General features: G+C 69.5%; 17 protein-coding genes. 12 read left to right on the top strand and 5 right to left on the bottom strand.

What is annotated here, in order from left to right:
• Positions 1-7 precede the first annotated feature (7 nt).
• From BRX43_RS09230 to BRX43_RS09215, 4 genes are read left to right on the top strand one after another with little or no spacing between them, the layout of a single operon-like run.
• The gene (locus BRX43_RS09230) at positions 8-238 is read left to right on the top strand and encodes a hypothetical protein (protein ID WP_125994568.1); all 231 of its coding nucleotides are present in this window, start codon (positions 8-10) and stop codon (positions 236-238) included.
• Between the two features lie 42 nt (positions 239-280).
• Positions 281-1,180: a sulfate adenylyltransferase subunit CysD gene (gene cysD / locus BRX43_RS09225; protein ID WP_125994567.1), complete on the top strand. Its 900-nt coding sequence runs from the start codon at positions 281-283 to the stop codon at positions 1,178-1,180.
• The gene (gene cysN, locus BRX43_RS09220; protein ID WP_125994566.1) at positions 1,180-3,111 is read left to right on the top strand and encodes a sulfate adenylyltransferase subunit CysN; all 1,932 of its coding nucleotides are present in this window, start codon (positions 1,180-1,182) and stop codon (positions 3,109-3,111) included. The genes cysD and cysN overlap by 1 nt, the downstream gene beginning before the upstream one ends.
• The gene (locus BRX43_RS09215; RefSeq protein ID WP_241214872.1) at positions 3,108-3,845 is read left to right on the top strand and encodes a 3'(2'),5'-bisphosphate nucleotidase CysQ; all 738 of its coding nucleotides are present in this window, start codon (positions 3,108-3,110) and stop codon (positions 3,843-3,845) included. The genes cysN and BRX43_RS09215 overlap by 4 nt, the downstream gene beginning before the upstream one ends.
• A 220-nt stretch (positions 3,846-4,065) precedes the next feature.
• Here BRX43_RS09215 and BRX43_RS09210 read toward each other — a convergent pair whose 3' ends face one another.
• The 5 genes from BRX43_RS09210 to radA all read right to left on the bottom strand — a co-directional run bounded on the left by BRX43_RS09210 (position 4,066) and on the right by radA (position 8,606).
• A complete protein-coding gene (locus tag BRX43_RS09210; RefSeq protein ID WP_164523570.1) occupies positions 4,066-4,389 on the bottom strand; it encodes a DUF423 domain-containing protein in 324 nt (107 codons plus the stop codon).
• Positions 4,389-6,131 (bottom strand): cation:proton antiporter, encoded by a 1,743-nt coding sequence (locus tag BRX43_RS09205; RefSeq protein ID WP_125994563.1) that lies wholly within the window; start codon positions 6,129-6,131, stop codon positions 4,389-4,391. The genes BRX43_RS09210 and BRX43_RS09205 overlap by 1 nt, the downstream gene beginning before the upstream one ends.
• Positions 6,124-6,576: an iron-sulfur cluster assembly scaffold protein gene (locus BRX43_RS09200; RefSeq protein WP_125994562.1), complete on the bottom strand. Its 453-nt coding sequence runs from the start codon at positions 6,574-6,576 to the stop codon at positions 6,124-6,126. The genes BRX43_RS09205 and BRX43_RS09200 overlap by 8 nt, the downstream gene beginning before the upstream one ends.
• Positions 6,573-7,133: a CvpA family protein gene (locus BRX43_RS09195; protein WP_125994561.1), complete on the bottom strand. Its 561-nt coding sequence runs from the start codon at positions 7,131-7,133 to the stop codon at positions 6,573-6,575. Before BRX43_RS09195 ends, BRX43_RS09200 begins: the two co-directional genes overlap by 4 nt.
• A 99-nt stretch (positions 7,134-7,232) precedes the next feature.
• Complete coding sequence (gene radA, locus BRX43_RS09190) at positions 7,233-8,606, bottom strand: DNA repair protein RadA (RefSeq protein ID WP_125994560.1); 1,374 nt, start codon at positions 8,604-8,606, stop codon at positions 7,233-7,235.
• A 99-nt stretch (positions 8,607-8,705) separates the two neighbouring features.
• Between radA and BRX43_RS09185 the strand changes: the two genes are divergently transcribed.
• From BRX43_RS09185 to miaB, 8 genes are all read left to right on the top strand, one after another.
• Entirely contained in the window at positions 8,706-9,848 is a 1,143-nt protein-coding gene (locus tag BRX43_RS09185) for a glycosyltransferase family 1 protein (protein WP_125994559.1), read from the top strand.
• Positions 9,849-9,924: 76 nt separating this feature from the next.
• A complete protein-coding gene (locus BRX43_RS09180) occupies positions 9,925-10,497 on the top strand; it encodes a NifU family protein (RefSeq protein WP_125994635.1) in 573 nt (190 codons plus the stop codon).
• Entirely contained in the window at positions 10,497-11,087 is a 591-nt protein-coding gene (locus tag BRX43_RS09175; RefSeq protein ID WP_125994558.1) for a malonic semialdehyde reductase, read from the top strand. The genes BRX43_RS09180 and BRX43_RS09175 overlap by 1 nt, the downstream gene beginning before the upstream one ends.
• A gap of 18 nt (positions 11,088-11,105) precedes the next feature.
• Positions 11,106-11,723: a tRNA (adenosine(37)-N6)-threonylcarbamoyltransferase complex dimerization subunit type 1 TsaB gene (tsaB, locus tag BRX43_RS09170; RefSeq protein WP_125994557.1), complete on the top strand. Its 618-nt coding sequence runs from the start codon at positions 11,106-11,108 to the stop codon at positions 11,721-11,723.
• Positions 11,723-12,190, top strand: coding sequence for a ribosomal protein S18-alanine N-acetyltransferase (gene rimI, locus BRX43_RS09165; protein ID WP_125994634.1), 468 nt, complete (start codon positions 11,723-11,725; stop codon positions 12,188-12,190). The genes tsaB and rimI overlap by 1 nt, the downstream gene beginning before the upstream one ends.
• 89 nt (positions 12,191-12,279) lie before the next feature.
• On the top strand, positions 12,280-12,702 hold the full coding sequence (locus BRX43_RS09160; protein WP_125994556.1) for a Fur family transcriptional regulator: 423 nt from the start codon (positions 12,280-12,282) through the stop codon (positions 12,700-12,702).
• 22 nt (positions 12,703-12,724) lie between these two features.
• Positions 12,725-13,480 carry a lysophospholipid acyltransferase family protein gene (locus tag BRX43_RS09155; RefSeq protein ID WP_125994555.1) on the top strand — a complete coding sequence of 252 codons (756 nt, stop codon included), beginning with the start codon at positions 12,725-12,727 and terminating at the stop codon, positions 13,478-13,480.
• Positions 13,477-14,793, top strand: coding sequence for a tRNA (N6-isopentenyl adenosine(37)-C2)-methylthiotransferase MiaB (gene miaB, locus BRX43_RS09150; protein ID WP_125994554.1), 1,317 nt, complete (start codon positions 13,477-13,479; stop codon positions 14,791-14,793). The genes BRX43_RS09155 and miaB overlap by 4 nt, the downstream gene beginning before the upstream one ends.
• Positions 14,794-14,807 lie beyond the last annotated feature (14 nt).

Raw genomic sequence — 14,807 nt, 5'->3', positions numbered from 1 at the left:
ATCGGGCATGATTCAGAAGCTGCTCCGCCTGTTCGTCATCAAGACCAAGTTCGAAGCCTTTCTGGTCATTTATGGCTTGGCGGTCGGCGCGACGCAACGCGGCGTCCAATATCTGCACCAATATCCCGGCTATGCCGGCTGGCTGCTGTTCGCCTGCTGCCCGGTCGCGGTGTTCATGGCCGGCGCGCGCATCCTCGACTCGATCGAGCGCGAGCGACTTGAGCGCGCTACAGGATAACTTCGTCGCCACGGCGCGTGCGATCATTACATCGACACCGTCATGAGCGGGCTAACCCATCTTCAACGGCTCGAAGCCGAAAGCCTCCACATCCTGCGCGAGGTCGTCGCCGAGGCAGCCAACCCGGTGATGCTCTATTCGATCGGCAAGGATTCGGCGGTCATGCTGCACCTTGCCAAGAAGGCGTTCGCGCCGGGGCGACCGCCCTTCCCGCTGCTCCATGTCGACACGACGTGGAAGTTCCGCGCCATGTACGAACTGCGCGACCGCGCCGCCGAGGAAGCGGGGATGAAGCTGATCGTCCACCGCAATCCGGAGGCGGAGGCGCAGGGCATCAACCCCTTCGACCATGGCGGCCGCCACACCGACATGTGGAAGACCGAAGGGCTGAAGCAGGCGCTGACCCTCCACGGCTTCGACGCGGCGTTCGGCGGCGCGCGCCGCGACGAGGAGAAGAGCCGCGCCAAGGAGCGCATCTTCTCCTTCCGCTCCGCCTCGCACGGCTGGGACCCCAAGGCGCAGCGGCCGGAATTGTGGCATCTCTACAATGCCCGGCTGCACAAGGGGGAAAGCCTGCGCGTCTTTCCGCTGTCCAACTGGACCGAACTCGACATCTGGCAATATATCGTGGCCGAGGGGATCGAGATCGTGCCGCTCTATTTCGCCGCGCCGCGCCCGACCGTGGAGCGCGACGGGATGCTGCTGATGGTCGATGACGACCGGTTCCGCCTGCACCCCGGCGAGGTGCCGGTCGAACGCTCGATCCGCTTCCGCACGCTGGGCTGCTATCCGCTGACCGGCGCGGTGGAGAGCGAGGCGGATACGCTGTCGGCGGTGATCCAGGAGATGCTGCTCACCACCACCTCCGAACGCCAGGGCCGCGCCATCGACCACGACCAGGCCGCCAGCATGGAGAAGAAGAAGCGCGAGGGGTATTTCTGATGACCGCAGCCATCACCGATCTCGCCTATCGCCCCGACGACCTGGTCGCCGAGGATATCGACGCCTATCTCGCCGGCCATGCCGCCAAGTCGATGCTGCGCTTCATCACCTGCGGCTCGGTCGACGACGGCAAGTCGACGCTGATCGGCCGCCTCCTCTATGACAGCCGGGCGATCTTCGCCGACCAGCTCGCCGCCCTGGAAGCGGACTCGGCGCGGGTCGGCACGCAAGGAGCGAACATCGACTTCGCGCTGCTGGTCGACGGCCTCGCCGCCGAGCGCGAGCAGGGCATCACCATCGACGTCGCCTATCGCTTCTTCTCGACCGAGAAGCGCAAGTTCATCGTCGCCGATACGCCGGGTCACGAGCAATATACCCGCAACATGGTGACCGGCGCGTCGACCGCGGATGCCGCCGTGATCCTGATCGACGCGCGCAAGGGCATCCTGACCCAGACGCGGCGCCATTCCTATCTCGCGCATCTGGTCGGCATCCGCCACATCGTGCTGGCGGTGAACAAGATGGACCTGGTCGATCATGCCGAGGGCGTGTTCGCGCAGATCGTCGCCGATTATGCCGGGTTCGCCGGCACGATCGGGATCGAGACGTTCACCGCCATCCCGCTGTCCGGCCTGACCGGCGCGAACGTCACCGGTCCGTCCGATGCGATGCCCTGGTATACGGGACCGAGCCTGCTCGCGCATCTGGAGGCGCTGCCGGTCGACGACGCGCGCGAGGCCGCGCGGCCGTTCCGGATGCCGGTGCAATGGGTCAACCGGCCCGATCTCGACTTCCGCGGCTTTGCCGGACAGATCGCCGCCGGCACCGTCTCGGTCGGCGACCGGGTGCGCGTCGTCCCCTCCGGCCGCATCACCACCATCGCCACGATCCTGGGGCCCGACGGCACGCGCCAGGTCGCCACGGCGGGCGAGTCGGTGACGCTGACACTGGCGGACGAGGTGGACTGCTCGCGCGGCGACGTGCTGGCGGCGGCGGGCGATCCGCCCCAGGTCACCGACCAGTTCGTCGCCACCATCGTCTGGATGGCCGACCAGCCGCTCGCCCCCGGGCGCGGCTACTGGCTGAAGCTCGGATCGCAGACGGTCAATGCCACGATCCAGCCACCGCGCCATGTGGTGGACGTCAACACGCAAGGCCATCTCGCCGCCCCGACGCTGGCGCTCAACGATATCGGCGTGGCGGAGGTCTATTGCGACCGGCCGATCGTGTTCGAACCCTATGCGGACGGGGCGGAGCTGGGCGGCTTCATCCTGATCGACCGCGCCACCAACGCGACCGTGGCGGCCGGCATGATCGACCAGCCGCTGCGCCGCGCCGGCAACGTCCACTGGCAGTCGATCGACGTGACCCGCGAGGCCCATGCCGCGCAGAAGGGCCAGTCGCCGCGCGTGCTGTGGTTCACTGGCCTGTCCGGATCGGGCAAGTCGACCATCGCCAATCTGGTCGAGAAGAAGCTGCACGCGCTCGGCCGGCACAGCTTCCTGCTCGACGGCGACAATATCCGCCACGGCCTCAACCGCGACCTCGACTTCTCCGAAGCGGGGCGGATCGAGAATATCCGCCGCATCGGCGAGGTCGCCCGGCTGATGGCCGATGCCGGGCTGATCGTTCTGACCGCCTTCATCTCACCGTTCCGCGCCGAGCGCGACATGGTGCGCGGGCTGCTGCCGCCCGGCGAGTTCGTCGAGATCTTCATCGACACGCCGCTGGCGGTGGCCGAACGCCGCGACGTGAAGGGCCTGTACGCCAAGGCGCGCGCGGGCGAGATCGCCGACTTCACCGGCATCTCCAGCCCCTATGAAGCGCCCGAGCGGCCGGAGATCCGCGTCGACACGCTGCGCGAGACGCCCGAGGCGGCGGCCGAGCGGATCGTCGAACATATCATCGGCGTGTGGAGCCACGAGCTGTGAACGACACCGAGCTGGCCGCCGACATCGCGCGCGAGACGGGCGCGCTGCTGCTCGCCATCCGCGCGGAGGGGCGGGACACGGGCAAGGCGCTGGGCGACCGGGGCGACCGCGAGGCCAATGCGCTGATCCTCAGCCGGCTGGCGGATGCGCGGCCGGCGGACTTCATCCTGTCCGAGGAGTCGCTCGACGATCGCCGCCGCTGCGCCGCCAGCCGGGTGTGGATCGTCGATCCGCTCGACGGCACGCGCGAATATGCCGGCGGGCTGGACGAATGGGCGGTGCATATCGGCCTCGCCATCGATGGCCGGCCGGCGTTCGGCGCGGTGGCGGTGCCCGCGCTGGACCGGGTCTGGTGCACCGACCATGCCCGCGCCGCGCTCGACCCCGCGCCGCCGCGCCCCCGCGTGGTGGTCAGCCGCAGCCGCTGCCCCGACATCGCGCTGGCGGTCGGCAAGGCATTGAACGCCGAACTGGTGCCGATGGGATCGGCCGGAGCCAAGGCGATGGCGGTGATCGACGGCCGCGCCGACATCTATCTGCATGAGGGCGGACAATATGAATGGGACAATTGCGCCCCCGCCGCCGTCGCCCTGGCGGCCGGGCTCCACGCGTCGCGCATCGACGGAAGCGCGCTGGTCTATAACTGCGCCGATCCGCTGCTACCCGACCTGCTGATCTGCCGGCCGGAGCTGGCCGAGCGGGTGCTCGCCGCGGTGGCCAGTTTGCGCGGTTGAGCGATCCGGTTTCCTGTCGGCTACGCATGCAAATGCGAAGAGGGTGCGCTGCGAAAACGGGGTAGGCGACAGCTTCGCACCCTCGGAGCAGGAGGACATCGGGTTGACCCAAGCCGTGGTTGCGAGCGCAGCGAAGCAATGACGATCCCAGGTCGAGGTCCTGTCATCGGGCCCTAGGCCTGCGTGCGACCCGATCGTCTCTGCGGCTCCCCGTAAACCCCTACCCTCGCATCCGCCAGGCCAGCCATAGCCAGCCGCCGATCAGCATCGCCCCGCCGATCGGCGTGACCGCGCCCAGCCAGCGCGGCGCGCCCAGCGCCATCGCATAGAGCGTCAGCGCGAAGATCGCGCCGCCCGCCACGAACAGCCAGCCCGGCCCCCGCGCCTCCAGCCGAAGCGCGACCAGGGCCGCCACCGCGTGGATCAGCTGATACTGGCCGCCGGTGCGCAGCCACTCCGCCGCCTGCCCCTGGGTGCCATGCGCGCCGAACGCGCCCGCCGCCACCGCCAACGCACCCGCCAGCGCCGCCATCATTCCCAGCATCAGTCCCTCGCCTTCTGCGTGACGATCCGATCGAGCGCCGCGCGCAGGTCGCCGGTGGCGCGCTGTTCGCGCAGCCGCTCGCGGTCGCGGTGGCGATATTCCTCCTCCGCGCGGTCGATCGCCCCGGCATCGACGCGCAGCGACTTGAGCGCCCGGCGCGCCATCTCGATCGCCGAGCCCATCACCTCGCGCACCACATATTCGACCGGAGCGTCGCGCAGCTTGATGAGCGAGCGCCGGTCATAGGCGCGGACGAACAACGTCGCCTGCGGGAAGGCGGCATGGACCCCCTCCAGCATGTCCGGCTCCAGCTGGTCGCCATCGATGCAGAACAGGATCAGCTCCGCCTCCGCCGCGCCGGCCTGGCGCAGCAGGTCGAGCCGCGTGCCGTCGCCATAATAGACGGTCGCGCCGAAGCTGCTGGCGATCTCGATCATCTCGATGTCGCGATCGATCAGCGTCACCGGAATGTCCTGCAGGATCAGCATCTGCGCCACCGTCTGCCCGAAGCGGCCGTACCCGACGATGATCGCATTGGCCCCGTCGGTCTTGGGTCCGTCGGGGGCCTCCAGCGGCTGCACCGGGGCCTCGCGGAACCGCCGGGTGGCGCCCATCAGAAACGGCGTAGTCGCCATCGACAGGGTGACGATCGCACCGAACAGGCTCGCCGCCTCCGGGGCGACGAGCAGCCCCTGTTGCGCCTGCGCGAACAGCACGAAGCCGAACTCACCGCCCTGGCTGAGCAGCAGGCCGAGCGCCAGCGCGTTGCGCCAGGTCATGCCGAACGCCATGCCGATGCCGACGATCACCACCGCCTTGGTCGCGATCAGCGCCGCCGCCATCGCGAAGACGAAGGCCGGCCGCTCGGCGATCGCGCCCAGGTCCAGCATCATCCCGACCGCCAGGAAGAACAGGCCGAGCAGGATCGAACGGAAAGGATCGACATCCGCCTCCAGCTCGTGGCGATAGGGGCTGTCGGCGAGCATCACGCCCGCGACGAAGGCGCCGAGCGCGGTCGACAGGCCGAAATATTCCATCACCGCCGCCGAGGCGATGACCGTGAACAGCGCCGCGAACACGAACATCTCGCGCTCGCCCAGATTGCCGATCAGCCGGAACAGTGGCCGGAGCAGGAACCGCCCCACCAGGATCAGCCCCGCCACCGCGATCAGCGTGTAGATGCCGAGCAGCCAGCCCGGCGGCGCATTGGCGTCGGCCGGATTGCGGCTGAGCGCGGCGACGATGGTAATCAGCGGGACGATCGACAGGTCCTGGAACAGCAGGATGGCGAAGGTCCGCTCGCCGAACGGCGTGCGCAATCGTCCGGCCGATTGCAGCATCGGCAGCACCTGCGCCGTCGAGGACAGGGCCAGCGGCAGGCCGAGCGCCAGCGCGGCCGGGCCGCTGAACCCGGCCAGCCACACCACGCCCGTCACCGCCAGCCCGCAGGCCAGCACCTGGAGCAGGCCGAGGCCGAAAATCTCGTGCTTCATCCGCCACAGGCGCGACGGATTGAGCTCCAGCCCGACGATGAACAGCAACAGGGTGATGCCGAGTTCGGCGATCCCCATCTTCGATTCCGCGCCGCCGACCAGCCCCAGCACATGCGGACCGACCACCGCGCCGGCGACCAGATAGCCGAGCGTCGCCCCCAGCCCCAGCCGCCGGAACACCAGGACGAAGGCGAGGCCGACCCCGAACAGGATCGCGCCATCGCGCAGCAGCGATACCTCGTTATGCATCGGCTGCGGCGGCTCCCTCCCGTGTCTGAGCCTGGGCCGCGGCCTCCGCCGCCGCCTCGAAGGCGAGGCGGATCGAGGGATGTCGGGCGCTATAGGCCAGGGCCGGCGCGAACAGCGCCAGGCCCGGCCAGGCGGGCGCGTCGCCCTGCCCCGCCGCCAGCCACTCAGTGAGTGCGTCCCGCGCCGTCGCCAGTTCGGCCGGCGTGCGGCCGATCACCTCGCGCGCGAGCAGCGCGGTCGAGGCCTGTCCCAGCGCGCAGGCGCGCGCCAGCACGCCGATCGCGGCGACCCGGCCGTCCGGGCCCAGGTCGATGTCCACCGTCACCCGGCTGCCGCAGATCGGCGAGCGGCGCTCGGCCGATCCCTGCGGGTCGGCGAGCCGCTCATGATGGGGGATGGAGGCGGCGAGCCGCAGGATCTCGGTATTGTACAGCGTCTCGGTCATGGCTGGTTACTCGTTCGTTCGGCGGCGGGCGTGGGTCGCGCGCCGAACACCGGCAGGCCGCGACGGCGGCGGTCGACGAAATCGGCGATGCCGGCGCTGGTGGCGTTGAGGAGCGGATAGGTGCGGCTCTGCGTCATCCAGCTCGGGCGGCGCGACGGCCCGCCGCTGACCGTATCGACCACCAGCGCGGCAAGCAGGAACACCAGGCTGGCCAGGATCAGGCCCTTGAGCGCCCCGAAGCCGAAGCCCAGCGCCCGGTCGACCGGCCCCAGCACCGAGGTGCGGGTCCGCGCCCCGATCGCGCGCGCGACGAGCTTGCCGCCGAAATAGGTGATGCCCGCAATGATCGCGAAGGCCAGCACCGCCGCGCCCGATACGGTGCCGATCACGCCGGTCAGCGACTGGGCGAGCGGGATGTGGAACAGCTTGAGCGCCGCGACGATCGCGACCCAGGCGAACAGTGACAGCACTTCGGTCACGAAGCCCCGGATGCCGCCCAGCACCGCCGCGCCGCCGACCGCGAGCAGCACGATCACGTCGAGCGAGGTCAGCGCCATGCGCGCAGCCCCTCGCCTTGATCGATCAGGACGGCTGGCTGGGTCACGCTGTCTCCGCTGAACGCTACGACGCCACGCCCGCGCCGCCTCGTCCTTCGACTAGCCCCGCCCCATCATATGGTCAACGAACTGGCCCAGCGTGCGAAAGCCCGACAGGCGCAATGGACCGTCGTCCTTCGCCATCGCGATCGGCACCATCGCGCGTTCGAAGCCGAGCTTGCCCGCCTCCTTCAGCCGCAGCGGACCATGGGCGACCGGCCGCACCTCGCCGGACAGCGCGACTTCGCCGAACGCCACCGAATCCGCCGGCACCGGCCGTTCGGACAGGGCGGAGATCAGCGCCGCCGCCACCGCCAGATCGGCCGCCGGGTCCTGCACGCGGTAGCCGCCGGCGATGTTCAGATAGACTTCCGCCGTCGAGAAACTGAGGCCGCACCGCGCCTCCAGAACCGCCAGGATCATCGCCAGCCGACCGCTGTCCCAGCCGACCACCGCGCGCCGCGGCGTCGCCCCGCTCGCCAGCCGCACGACCAGCGCCTGGATCTCGACCAGCACCGGCCGCGTCCCCTCCAGCGCCGGGAACACGGTCGCCCCCGTCACCCCCTCGTCGCGCTGGGTCAGGAACAGCGCGGACGGATTGCCGACCTCGGCCAGCCCCTCCGTCTGCATCGAGAAGACACCGATCTCATCGGTGCCGCCGAACCGGTTCTTGATCGCGCGCAGGATGCGATACTGGTGGCTGCGCTCGCCCTCGAATGCCAGCACCGTGTCGACCATATGCTCCAGCACGCGCGGACCGGCGATGCTGCCGTCCTTGGTGACATGGCCGACCAGCACCAGCGCGGTGCCGCGTTCCTTGGCGAATCGGATCAGTTCCTGCGACGAGGCGCGGACCTGGCTGACCGTGCCCGGCGCGCCCTCGATCAGGTCGCTGTGCATGGTCTGGATCGAATCGATGATCAGCAGGTCGGGCGGAGTCCCCGCCGACAGCGTGGTCAGGATGTCGCGAGTCGAGGTGGCGGAGGCGAGCTGCACCGGCGCGCCCCCCAGCCCCAGGCGCCGCGCGCGGAGCCGCACCTGGTCCGCCGCTTCCTCGCCCGAGACATAGGCGACGGTCTTGCCCTGCATCGCCATCCGCGCCGCCGCCTGGAGCAGCAGGGTCGACTTGCCGATGCCGGGATCGCCCCCGATCAGCGTCGCCGACGCCTCGACGAAGCCGCCGCCCAGCGCCCGGTCGAACTCGGCGATCCCGGTCGTCATCCGCTCGGGCAGCGCGACTTCGGCGTCCAGCCCGCTCATCAGGATCATGCGACCGCCGCCCTGCAGGTTGTGCTTGGCAGCGAAGGGGGTCGCGCTCGCCGCCGCCTCCTCGACCAACGTGTTCCAGGCCGAGCAATCGGCGCATTGCCCCTGCCATCGGTGCGACACCGACCCGCAGGACTGGCAGACATAGCGTTTCTGGATCTTGGCCATGGCAGCGACATAGGGGAACAGGACAGGAACGCCAAGGGCGAACCGGTCGTTCTGCGGCTTATGGTCATTCCCCGGCCATCCGGCTATGGCCCCGCTTCCATGCAGGCCACCGATCTTCGCGTCGCCCTTTTCAGCGGCAACTATAACTATACCCGCGACGGGGCCAACCAGTCGCTCAACCTGCTCGTCGGCCATTTGCTGGCGGCGGGGGTGGCGGTGCGCGTCTATTCGCCGACGCTGCCCAAGCCGGCCTTCGCCCCGACCGGCGACCTGGTCGACGTACCCGCCATCCCGATGCCGTTCGGCCGCGCCGAATATCGCATCGCGCGCGGCCTGCCCCGGCGCGTGGCGCAGGATCTGGAGGCGTTCGTCCCCAATATCGTCCATGTCTCCGCGCCCGAACTGCTCGGCCATGCGGCGGTACGCTGGGCGAAGCGGCGCGGCATCGCCACCGTCGCCTCCTTCCACACCCGGTTCGAGACCTATCCGCGCTATTACGGCCTGGCCGCGGTCGAGCCGTTGATCGTGCGGCTGATGACCCGCTTCTACGACAAATTCGACCGGGTGCTGGTGCCCAGCCCCAGCATGATCGACCTGCTCCACCAATGGGGAGTCGCCGCGCCGATCGGCATCTGGTCGCGCGGCATCGACCATGACCGGTTCCGCCCCGACCGCCGCAGCCTGGAATGGCGGCGGTCGCTGGGTATCGCCGATGGCGACGTGGCGGTCGGGTTCCTGGGCCGGCTGGTCAAGGAGAAGGGGCTGGACGTCTTTGCCTACGTGATCGCGGCGCTTCGCCAGCGCGGCGTGCCGCACAAGGTGCTGGTGATCGGCAAGGGCCCGGCGCAGGACTGGTTCGCTGAACAGGCGCCCGAGGCGATCTTCGCCGGCTTCCAGAGCGGCGACGATCTGGGCCGCGCGGTCGCGTCGATGGACGTGTTCTTCAACCCCTCCGTCACCGAGACGTTCGGCAATGTGACGACCGAGGCGATGGCGGCGGGCGTGCCCGTCGTCGCGGCGCGCGCCACCGGCGCGGTCGACCTCGTCGTGCCGGGGGAGACGGGCTATCTGGTCGCGCCGCGCGACATCGCCGGCTATGCGGATGCGATCGCCGCGATCGTCGCCGACCCGGCCAAGCGCGCGGCGATGGGCCATGCGGGTCATGCCCGCGCCGCCGCCTATCGCTGGGACACCGCGAACCAGGCGGTGCTCGACACCTATCGCGCATTGACCGGCGGCTGACCGGTGCAACGCCGGCAACATGGTGTTTCCGGACTGGACGCTTGATCCGGGGGCCGGCCCGCGCCACATGCCGGTCATGCTGATCGAAACCGAAGCCACGCCCAACCCGGCGACGCTCAAGTTCCTGCCCGGCCGCGTCGTCATGGACGCCGGCACGCGCGATTTCGCCACCCCCGAGGAAGCGGAGGTGAGCCCGCTGGCCGAGGCGCTGTTCGATCTCGGCGACGTGACCGGCGTGTTCTTCGGCCGCGATTTCGTCTCCGTGACGATCGCGCCGGGGGCCGACTGGCGCGACGCCAAGCCGGACGTGCTGTCGATCCTGCTCGACCATTTCTCCGCGCACATGCCGCTGTTCCGCACCGCCAGTGCCGACTTCTCGGTTCCGGCCGAAGCCGAGACGTTCACCGACGATCCCGCCGATGCGGAGATCGTCGCGCAGATCCGCGAACTGATCGACACGCGCGTCCGCCCGGCCGTGGCCAATGACGGCGGCGATATCGTCTATCGCGGCTTCGACAAGGGCAAGGTCTATCTGCGAATGCAGGGCGCCTGCGCGGGCTGCCCCTCCTCGTCCGCGACGCTGAAGAACGGCATCGAGCAGCTGCTCCGCCACTATGTTCCCGAAGTCACCGAGGTAAGGGCCGTCTGATGGCAAAGCTCGACCAGTCCGCGCTCGACCAGTTGTTCCTGACCGCGCGCAGCTATAATCACTATAGCGACCAGCCGGTGTCGGAGGACGAGCTGCACGCATTGTGGGACCTGCTCAAGATGGGCCCCACCTCCGCCAATCAGCTGCCGGCGCGCTTCGTCTGGTGCATGTCGGACGACGCCAAGGCGAAGCTGGCCGAATGCTGTTCGGAGGGCAATCGCGACAAGGTGCTGAAGGCTCCGGTCACGGTGATCGTGGCGATGGACACCGAGTTCCACGAGCATCTGCCCGAACTTTTCCCCCATACCGACGCCAAGAGCTGGTTCGACGGCAATGCCGAACTGCGCCAGGCATCCGCCTTCCGCAACTCGACCTTGCAGGGGGCCTATCTGATCATGGCCGTCCGTGCGCTGGGGCTCGATACCGGGCCGATGTCGGGCTTCGATGCGGGTGCGGTGGACAAGCTGTTTTTCGCCGACCAGCCCTCGGTCAAGACCAACTTCATCGCCACGCTCGGCCATGGTGATCCGGCGACGCTGCATGGCCGCTCGCCGCGTCCGGCGTTCGAAAAGTTCAATAGCATCGCATGAGCGGAACGGCCTGAGTCGATGCGGACATTGGTGATCGAGACCGCGACCCAGAGCTGCTCGGTCGCGCTGATCGCGGACGGGCGGGTGGTCGCGGCGCGCCATGACGTGGTCGGGCGCGGCCATGCCGAACGGCTGGTGCCGATGATCGCGGAATTGCCGGAGGGCGGCCGGGCCGAGCGGATCCTGGTCGATGTCGGGCCGGGCAGCTTCACCGGCGTGCGCGTCGGCATCGCGGCGGCGCGCGGGCTGAAGCTGGGCTGGGACGCGAGCGTCGGCGGCTTCTCCTCGCTGGCGCTGGTCGCGGCGGCGGCCTTGCGCGACCGGCCCTTGCCGACGGAGGTTGCGTTCGTCGCCGCCGTGCTGGAGGCGGGGCATGGCGAGGTCTTCCTCCAGCGCTTCGATGCCGCATTGTCGCCGCTCGACGATGTGCGCTCCATGCCGCCGGCCGAGGCGGCGGCGCTGATCGGCGACGCACCCGCGGTCGGCAATGGCGTCCACCGGCTGGAGGGTCTGGTCGCGGACCGGCGACAGGCGCTGCCCGATGCGGCCGACCTCCTGCTGCTGCCGCCCGCGCTCGCCGATCTGCCGCCGCGCCCCTTGTACGGGCGGGCGCCAGACGCCAAGCTGCCGCAATGATGGCGACCCGGATGCTCACCCTGCGCCCTGGCGATACGCGCGACGCCTGGATCGTCGACGAGCTGATGGCCGCCGCCTTCGATCCCCGCTTCGGCGAAGCCTGGACGCGCAGCCAGTGCCTGGGCGTGCTGGCGATGCAGGGCGTGTCGCTGATGATCGCCTGTATCGACGAGGTGCCGGCGGGCTTCGCCATGACCCGGATCGTCGCCGACGAAGCGGAACTGCTGCTGCTCGCGGTGGTCCCCGCCCATCAGCGCCACGGCATCGGCGGCGCGCTGCTGCGCGAGGTGATCGCCGAGTGCGAGCGCGCCGGCGTGACCAAATTGCATCTGGAGGTGCGGGCCGGCAATCCGGCGCTGGCGCTCTATGACAGGGCCGGCTTCGCCAAGGTGGGCGAGCGTCGCGCCTATTATCGCGGCCGGGGCGGCGAGGCGTTCGACGCCCATACCTATTCCCGCGCCCTCTAATTCGATCGCCTCCCCTTATTGCGAGTCGGTATCCTCTTTTCGCAACAAGCGAACGGGCCTAATGCGTCGTCATCAAGGAGTGACATGAGATGGCGCGGAAGATCGACCTGGAAGCCCTTTGCCAGCAAAAGGGGCTGCGCATCACCGAACAGCGCCGGATCATCGCCCGCGTCCTGTCCGAGGCGGAGGATCATCCGGACGTCGAGAAGGTGTATGAGCGCGCCTCCGCGATCGACAAGGGCATCTCGATCGCCACCGTCTATCGCACGGTGCGCCTGTTCGAGGAGGCCGGCATCCTCGACCGCCATGATTTCGGGGACGGTCGCGCCCGCTACGAACCCTCGCCCGAGGCGCATCACGATCATCTGATCGATGTCGAGACCGGCAATGTGCTGGAATTCGTCGATCCCGAGCTGGAACTGCTGCAAAAGGCGATCGCCGAGCGGATGGGTTTCCGCCTTGTCGATCACCGCATGGAACTCTACGGCGTCCGCCTCGACCGCAAGCCGTGATCCCGAAGGCGGAGCACGGCCGGTGACCGCCAATCTCCGACTGGCGGCGCGCCTCGCCAGGCTCGCCGCCGCATTGCTCATCGCGCTGCCGCTCCACGGCCTGTGGCGACTGGCGGGCCGGCCATCGCCCTGGCCGCGCCGGTTCCTGCGGCGATGCGGGCGGATCGTCGGCGCGCGGCCGGTCGTGATCGGCACGCCGGGCGGGGCGCAGACGGTGATGCTGGCCAATCACCTGAGCTGGATCGACATCCTGCTGCTCGCCGGCGAGACGGGCGCCGCCTTCGTCGCCAAGGCGGAGTTGCAGGCGTCGCCGATGGTCGGCTGGCTGGCGGGGCTCAACCACACGCTGTTCGTCGATCGGGCCGACCGGCTGGGGATCGCGGACCAGGTCGAGCGGCTGCGCGGCGCGCTGGCCCGCCCCTGGCCGATCGTGATTTTCCCCGAGGGGACGACGGGCGATGGCGAGACGCTGCTCCCGTTCAAGCCAGCGCTGCTCGGCGCCCTCGCCCCGCCGCCGCCGGGCCTGTGCGTGCAGCCGGTCCGGATCGACTATGGCACGGCGCGCGACCTGATCTGGGGGGACGAGACCGGCCTGACCCATGCGCTGCGCGTCCTGCGCCGGCCCGGCCGCTTCCGCCCGACGCTTCGGTTCGGCGAACCCTTTTTGCCGCACGGCCATCGCAAGACCATCGCCGCCCAGGCCCATGCGGCGGTCGCGGCGCTCGGCAGCGTCGCCCCCTCCCCTTCCGCGCCGGCTTCTGGTAACGGCGCGGCATGACCGCGCCCCGCAAAGACCTGCCCAAGACGTTCCACGTCAAGTCGTTCGGCTGCCAGATGAACGTCTATGACGGCGAACGCATGGCCGAACTCATGGCCGCGCAGGGGCTGACCGCCGCCGATGCGGACAGCGCCGACCTCGTCGTGCTCAACACCTGCCATATCCGCGAAAAGGCGACGGAGAAGGTCTATTCGGACATCGGCCGGCTCCGCAAGCACGGCCGCACGCCGATGATCGCGGTCGCCGGCTGCGTCGCCCAGGCCGAGGGCGAGGAGATCGTCGCGCGCGCCAAGGTCGACGTCGTGGTCGGCCCCCAGGCCTATCACAACCTGCCCGATCTGGTCGCCAAGGCGGCGGCGGGCGCGCCCGCGCTCGACACCGACATGCCGCTCGCCTCCAAGTTCGGCAAGCTGCCCGCGCGGCGCAAGGTCGGCCCCTCCGCCTTCCTGACCGTGCAGGAGGGCTGCGACAAATTCTGCACCTATTGCGTCGTGCCCTATACGCGCGGGGCCGAGGTCTCGCGCCGCTTCGACGATCTGGTGGTCGAGGCGCGGGCGTTGGTCGAGGCCGGCGCGCGCGAGATCACGCTGCTGGGGCAGAACGTCAACGCCTGGGACGATGAAGGCCGTGGCCTGCACGACCTGATCCGCACGCTCGACCAGATCCCCGGCCTGGCGCGCCTCCGCTACACCACCAGCCATCCCAACGACATGCGCCAGGGCCTGATCGACGCGCATGGCGATGTCGAGAGCCTGATGCCCTATCTGCACCTGCCCGTGCAGTCCGGCTCGACCCGCATCCTGAAGGCGATGAACCGCAGCCATGGCCGCGACGATTATCTCCGCCTGCTCGACCGGGTGCGGGCGGTGCGGCCCGACATCGCGCTGTCGGGCGACTTCATCGTCGGTTTCCCGGGGGAAACAGAGGCGGATTTCCACGACACGCTGAGCCTGGTCGAACAGGTCGGCTATGCCCAGGCCTTCTCGTTCAAATACAGCCCGCGCCCCGGCACCCCCGCCGTCGGCCTGGCCGACGAGGTGCCGGCGGAGGTGATGGACGAACGGCTCCAGCGGCTGCAGGCGGCGCTCGGCCGCGACCAGCAGGCGTTCAACGCCGCCACCGTCGGCCGCACCTGCCAGGTGCTGGTCGAGCGGCGCGGCAAGCTGCCCGGGCAGATGCTCGGCAAGTCGCCCTGGCTGCAATCCGTCCACTTCATGGGCGACCATGCGATCGGCGACCTGGTCACGGTGACGCTGACCGCCGCCGGACCCGTTTCGCTTTCGGGCGTCGTCCGAATGGCCGAGGCCGCATGACATCTTTCCTTTCG

Source organism: Sphingomonas sp. S-NIH.Pt15_0812 (assembly GCF_003951315.1).
Lineage (GTDB): Bacteria > Pseudomonadota > Alphaproteobacteria > Sphingomonadales > Sphingomonadaceae > Sphingomonas.
This window is presented reverse-complemented; position numbering and strand designations above follow the sequence as displayed.